Origin of the sequence: Nocardia sp. NPDC051900, from assembly GCF_044452545.1 — a bacterium.
Lineage (GTDB): Bacteria > Actinomycetota > Actinomycetes > Mycobacteriales > Mycobacteriaceae > Nocardia > Nocardia sichangensis.
Genome location: NZ_JBITBU010000001.1, coordinates 576,183 through 582,221, shown reverse-complemented (window position 1 = coordinate 582,221; position 6,039 = coordinate 576,183). Strand labels below are relative to the sequence as shown.

The window sequence follows — 6,039 nt, the reverse complement described above, 5'->3', positions numbered from 1 at the left end:
CCGCCTCCACCCGCGGAGCCACCACACCACCCGGCGCACCCTCAACCGACTGACCCGGCTGCTGAACCGGCGGACCACCCTGCTGACCAGGCACACCTGACTGCACACCAGGCCCAGGCGGTCCCGAAACACCAGGCTGACCACCAACACTCGGCGAACCAGACTGACCCGGCGATCCGGTGCCATTGGGCGGACCAGATGCGGGAGCGCCCGACTGGCCAGGTGCCGGAGGACCGCCCGGCAGTCCCGGCGCCGCCGTACCCGGCCGTGACCGCTGCTGATCCGGTCGGCTCGACCACGGCGTCGCCGGTCCGGTCCGCTGATCTTCCGCCGTTTCCGGCCCTTTCGCTTCGACCTCGGCGGGCCAGATTTCAGCAGAGGTCATGACTTCCCCCGGTTGTCGGTAGCCATCGGCGAGTGGAGGATGCCCGGACGGTAGCCTCGAGCAGTGGGTGGCAGAGGTACATCCAACCCCTCCTCATAAGTCGCTGTGAACTGGTTGGCAGCCTGGACAATTCGCGCTCGTCAGTGTAGATGGATCCGGACCGGCCTTTCCGGTTCTGCCAGCGCCGCACTTCCCGTAGTTGGGAAGCCTCGACAATGAAGACGTCGAAAGTAGGTCTCACTCATGGTCGATCGGCGCGCACGGCCGCTCTGTTCGACGATGAGGAGCTCGATCGAGAGGCGGACTTTGCCGTGGTGAGGCACGAGCCTTGCGAGCCTTTGACCCATGTGGTGTCGGCCGCTATGGATCCATTCGAAGACCGCCTGGTCGGCCGTCGTGGGCCAGCGCTCCGCCTAGCATTCGGGAGGTGATCTCATGGGCTTCTTCGGTATTCCATGGAAGGATGTCGGCAAGTTCGCGTTGACCACGACTGCCACCGTTGCCGGTGGCGCGCTCGGGTCGGTCGTTCCAGGGGTAGGCACGGCGTTCGGCGTTGCGCTGGGCAGTGCCGTGGGCGGCTTCCTGTCAGAAACCGCATTTGACCTGGCCGATGGTCAGGGTGTGGGGGAAGCGTTCAGCAATGGGGCGGAGACCGGCGCCTTGTCATTGCTGGGAGGCGGTGCCGGTGGTGCCCTCCGGGGTGCGTTTGCGACGATGGGTGGACGAAATCTGGCCGCCCGGGCGCTTTCGGGCGCGTTCAACCCAGCTGTCCGTAACCCTGAGGCGAATATCGCAGCTGCGTGGGCTGCGAGAGGCGCGTCCTTCAATGCGGCGCGCGGTTGGTTGACCGGTGCGGGCCTGGGTGCCGGTCTTTCAGGTGTCGGGCATTCAAAGGGGCCGGGATCCGGGCCGGGGCAAGCGGAGTCGTACCCCGCCACGCTGCCGACCAAGGTTCTCAATGACTCCACCCAATTCAGCCTCACCTCCTGAGGAGCGGTTCTGTGGTGGAGATGAACCCGATGCTGATGCCCGACCGCGAGGCGATAAAGCACGGTAACTACCCTCCTGATTGGGTCCACTCGACATTCACCGAGCTCCGCTTCAAAGAGTTCTACAAATTCTTCAAGGACGGCTTCAATAGTTGCGGCAAGGATGACCGGCCCGATCCTCCGAACCCACCGGACGTTCCGCAGGTAGCCCCTACCAACGCTGTCGGGAGTTTTCAGGACTACGCTGCCGTAGCGGTAAAACTCAAGCAAGCGTACACCGACGTCAAGAATTCGCTGACCGAGCTGAGAGCGCAATGGGTTCCGGACTCCGCGAAATGGTCTGATTCCGGGCTGAAAGCAATCAATGCCGTGATCGATAAAGACGTCGTCGCGGTGGCACCCATTGCCCCTGTCGGCGGAATAAAAATCGACGACCATCACTGGACCTGGATCACCGCCGCTTGCAACAGCGCGAGCACCGAGCTCGACAAGGTTGCCAAGGGGCAGAGTAGCGTCGCGAGCGGTATCGACGATCAGACCAAGAGGATCAAAGAGCTGGAAGCGCAGGTGAAGAAGCTGGAGGCAGCGTCGAGGGACCCGGCGACGATTCCGCCGAACGTCGACACGTCCAACTGGCCTACAACGCCCGGTTCCACCGACCAGACGATCCCGCCCGCAGTTGACAACAGTGCCTTTCCCACCGGCCTGGACAGTCTGGACGACCCGACCAGCCCCAGCACGACGCCGACCGATCTGGACACCTCCGGTACGGATATCCCCGGCTCGACCAGCCAGACGCCCAGTCCCCTCGACCCCAGTGGGACCACCACGCCGGGCATCACGACACCCTCCACGCCGAGCGTGCCGTCGCCGGCCGCTACGTCGCCCATGGGCACCGGCATGGACATAGGTTCCCTGCTCGCGCAGCAGATGATGATGCGAAACCTCGCGGATCAGGACCTGAACAACCGCCGGATGGACCTGGATCCGCGCCGCTACGACGACGAACTCGACCAGGTTGCCCCGCCGCAGGTCGCGGCGCCTGTCACGGCCCAGCCAGCGGCGGTACAGCCTGCCACGGCGACCCCCGCCGCGACGACGCAGCACACCGGAGCGCCCACCAACACAGTGTCTTCCACTCAACCGGCGGTGGCGCCCGGCCGTACGCCGGAAGCGGACGGCAGCGTGATCTACTCGTTCCCGCCCACCGGAAAGACACAGAAGGTATCCGCGCAGACGGCGCAAGTTCTGGACGCGGCGTTCGGCAACCACAGTGGGACCGACGCGCAAAAAGCGTACGAGAAGACGTCGGCGAAGTTCTCGGACAAGAAGCAGATCGGCCAACGTGTGGGCGATTTCCAATTGAAGACCGGCGACGTCGCCATGTGGACGAACTCGACCGCGGTGCTCGTCGTGTTCGGGCCTGACGAGGAGGGCGGCCCCTCGCTGGAGGCCATCGTCAAGGGCGAGCTGAAGCCCTTCGACACGAAGATGCCCGAGATCGCCTCGGAGACGAACTTGTTCGAGGGGTACGCGCACCCGAACGGCGTCGATATGACCGCGCCGGCCGATGGGGGCTCGCCCTCGGGCATGCCGGGCTCGGCCGATCAGTCCGCGGTCGCGGGAATGCCGGTTTCCGCGGTAACCGCGGGCTGATCGCGCGAGCAGGGTGACAGCGGCAGATGAGGAGAGGAGGTCGCGATGGCGCTGAAGGTGGATCCGCAGGAACTCGTCGCTGCGGCGTCGAGACTCGCCGCGATGGCGCGCGATACCGGTGCGGCGATGCCCGGCGGATGGGTCGTGCCCGCGGGGGCTGACCCGATTTCCGCCGCGGCGGTACCGCAGCTCAACGCGCAGGCCGCGTCGTTGCTCAATGGAATGGCCGGTGTTCTCACCGATGTCCAGCGCACCGCGTACAACATCGGCGCGGCAGCCGCCGACTACACCGCGGCCGACGATGCCGGTGCTCGGACCATCAATGGCAGCGGCGGTGAACTTCTCGCCAATCCGGTCGGCGACGTACAGGAAATCGGCCTGCGACGCCCACCCGCGCTCAGGTTTCCCGTCGCGGCCGGCGCAGTCGACCCGTTGACGTTCGCTCAGCAGTTGCACTCGGGCCCCGGCCCGGGGGCGGCGAAAGGATTCGCGGACGCGTTGCGCAAGTTCGCCGGAGGACCGCACCTCGCGGCCGTCGACGGCGTGAACTCTGCGGCGAAGTCGATGCAGCACTGGGAGCCCGTCGGGGCCGCCGCGGCGTCGGAACTCGGCCAGCGCCGGGGCTGGCTGGACCAGCTCGGCACCGGTCTCGGGCTACTGGCCGACGGAATCGACACCTACAGCGACGCATTCCGGACCGCGAAGGCGAAACACCCGACGCCGGAGGAGATCATCGCCGCGCGCAAGGAGCTGATCGCGGCGATGCGCTCCAAGAACGAACTCGGCATCCAGGCCGCCTTGGCCAAATTCAACGAGCAGAACGCTCGTTCGGCGGAGACGATCACCGGCTACTCCACTGAGGTGGGCTCCAAGGTCGGGACGAGCGAAGGCACCGACAAGGGCACGGGCGGCGGCAAAGGCAGTGGCAGCGGCGACACCAGCGCGTTGACGCAGATGCTGCCCGCTCTGATGAGTGCGATGGCTTCGGCCGGGATGCCGCTGAGTCAGCTCGGTCAGTCGGATTCGGCGGATGCCTACGACGACTACGGCCTCGACGAATACGGTTACGACAACCTCGGTATCCCCAGCGGGCTCGGCACGGGCAGCCCGAGCGGGATGCCTACGGGCAGTCCGGGTCTGGGCATTCCGGATGTCGAGGCCGAAACCGTCCAGGCGAGCGCTTTGCCGGTGGCCGCCGCGGCCAGCCTCGGTTCGGGCATGCCGCGCACCTCGGTGATCGAACCGCTCGGCGCGTCGTCGGCGCCCAGCGCGGCCGCCGCGCGCGGCGGGTCGCCGATGATGCCGTATATGCCGATGGCACCGGGCATGGGCAACTCGGGTGGCAACAACGACCGCAACCGGGTGGTGGCATGGCATCCGGATCGCTTGATGTACGTGGACGACACACCACACACGGAGGCGGTGATCGGCGAACGGCCGACCATAGCGCCGACCGTGACCCCGCCGACGCCCTCCCCGGGCAACCAGACCCCGACCCAATCCGGAGGTAACGCATGAGTGAGCACAGCGAGGTGGAGTTATGAGTTCCATCCACCCGGACGTGCAGGCGGCCTTGGACGCCGCCCGCGATCTGCGGCACCGGATCGCCGAGATGCGGGAAAGGATCGACGATATCCGGGCCCGCAGGCCGTCGCCCAGTGGCGCGGTCATCCCGGAGGTCGACGCTATGGGCAGGCTCACCGATCTCTATCTCGCGCCAGGCACTGCCGCGCGGCTGACCTCCCCCGAACTGGTCGCCGAGATCATGGCCGCCATCCGGGAGAGCACCGCGGATGCGGCGCGGCAGTACCAGAGCGTCATGGAGGTCCCCGTCGAGGGAACCGAGCCGGTCGCCACGGCGTCGGGGCAGGCTTGATGACCGAGCCCGCCCCGGATGTCACCGTCGCGGATACGGTGCGATGGCTGCACGACGAGGGCTTGGTCCGTTTGGCCGGCGTGGCGGACGGCCTCTCGGAGACAATCGTCGCTTACACGATCGATATCGCCACCGGAACCGTCTCCGCGCATCCCGCGACCGGCGGCGGGGTCGGCGCGGACGTGGTGTCCCTCGCGGCCGACGACCTGCCGTACCCGGTCGGCACCGCACGTCGTCTCGTGATCGCCGGTGTCACGACTACGGATTCGGTGCTCGTGATCGACTTGGCCTCGACTCTCACGATCGCCGTCAACGCCGACCATCCCGAGCAGCCGGCTCGCTCGTGGGTGCTGCAACTGCTGTTGAATCCGGAGATCACCATCACCACCAACAGCGCCGACGTCGCGATCGGCAACAGCGCCCGGCTGCGTCAGAGCTTCATCCCCGGCGGCGGCGCGACTCTGGTCAACGTCGACGACACCCGTCCGCCGGTGACGGCGGTGACGCTGAATCCGGCTACCGAAGGTCCCGATCATCTGGACGTCGCGCCGGACGGAACCGGAGAGCTGTATCTCGGTGCCCGGTTCTGGCAGATGCGCCAGGTCATGCGTATCGAGGACGCAGCCTGGTCCGCGCTGGCAGCGCAACTGGAATCGGTGTCCGACGACGCCGATTACCTGATCAATCCCCCATCCGGCGACAGATTCTCGGAGAGCAGCCGATGACCGACATACATTCGATCGACGTGGACGACTACGACTTCGACGATGACGCCCAGCCGGAAGCCGCCGCACCGGACTGGCAGCACCTGACCTACGAAGTGTTCAACCCCGACCACACCGTGGGCGTCGGGTGCGACCGCGACGGCGAGATCATCGGCTTGTACATCACCGACGACGCCCGCGACAACGGCGACGAGTGGCTGGCTTCCCAGATCGTCAAGCTCGCGCGGCTGGCACATGCGAAGTCGCGCGTGGGGCTGCGCGCCGAGATGGAGTACAAGGGCACTCGCTCCTACACGATCGATTCGTTCGACCTTCCGACCGAGGCGTCGTATCGCGCCATGGAGGAAGCCGAGTTCCGACGCGACACCTGAGACGCCTACCGCCGCACCGGCGAGACAGGACAGCGAC

General features: G+C 66.6%; 6 protein-coding genes. All 6 read left to right on the top strand.

The window, feature by feature from the left end; all coding sequences use genetic code 11:
- The first annotated feature begins 820 nt into the window (after nt 1–820).
- The 6 genes from ACIA5H_RS02645 to ACIA5H_RS02620 are packed head-to-tail and all read left to right on the top strand — an operon-like array spanning nt 821 to nt 6,002.
- Entirely contained in the window at nt 821–1,375 is a 555-nt protein-coding gene (locus tag ACIA5H_RS02645) for a hypothetical protein (protein WP_397073385.1), read from the top strand.
- Between the two features lie 11 nt (nt 1,376–1,386).
- Complete coding sequence (locus ACIA5H_RS02640) at nt 1,387–3,030, top strand: hypothetical protein (protein ID WP_397073383.1); 1,644 nt, start codon at nt 1,387–1,389, stop codon at nt 3,028–3,030.
- Between the two features lie 45 nt (nt 3,031–3,075).
- Complete coding sequence (locus tag ACIA5H_RS02635; RefSeq protein WP_397073381.1) at nt 3,076–4,548, top strand: PPE domain-containing protein; 1,473 nt, start codon at nt 3,076–3,078, stop codon at nt 4,546–4,548.
- Nucleotides 4,549–4,570: 22 nt separating this feature from the next.
- A complete protein-coding gene (locus tag ACIA5H_RS02630) occupies nt 4,571–4,906 on the top strand; it encodes a hypothetical protein (protein WP_397073379.1) in 336 nt (111 codons plus the stop codon).
- On the top strand, nt 4,906–5,631 hold the full coding sequence (locus tag ACIA5H_RS02625; RefSeq protein ID WP_397073377.1) for a hypothetical protein: 726 nt from the start codon (nt 4,906–4,908) through the stop codon (nt 5,629–5,631). The genes ACIA5H_RS02630 and ACIA5H_RS02625 overlap by 1 nt, the downstream gene beginning before the upstream one ends.
- The gene (locus ACIA5H_RS02620; RefSeq protein WP_397073375.1) at nt 5,628–6,002 is read left to right on the top strand and encodes a hypothetical protein; all 375 of its coding nucleotides are present in this window, start codon (nt 5,628–5,630) and stop codon (nt 6,000–6,002) included. Before ACIA5H_RS02625 ends, ACIA5H_RS02620 begins: the two co-directional genes overlap by 4 nt.
- The last annotated feature ends 37 nt before the right edge of the window (nt 6,003–6,039 follow it).

Bases quoted from the DNA above. Each gene is read 5' to 3' on its own strand.
- ACIA5H_RS02645 (WP_397073385.1), top strand. From the start codon at position 821: ATGGGCTTCTTCGGTATTCCATGGAAGGATGTCGGCAAGTTCGCGTTG.
- ACIA5H_RS02635 (WP_397073381.1), top strand. From the start codon at position 3,076: ATGGCGCTGAAGGTGGATCCGCAGGAACTCGTCGCTGCGGCGTCGAGA.
- ACIA5H_RS02630 (WP_397073379.1), top strand. From the start codon at position 4,571: ATGAGTTCCATCCACCCGGACGTGCAGGCGGCCTTGGACGCCGCCCGC.
- ACIA5H_RS02625 (WP_397073377.1), top strand. From the start codon at position 4,906: ATGACCGAGCCCGCCCCGGATGTCACCGTCGCGGATACGGTGCGATGG.
- ACIA5H_RS02620 (WP_397073375.1), top strand. From the start codon at position 5,628: ATGACCGACATACATTCGATCGACGTGGACGACTACGACTTCGACGAT.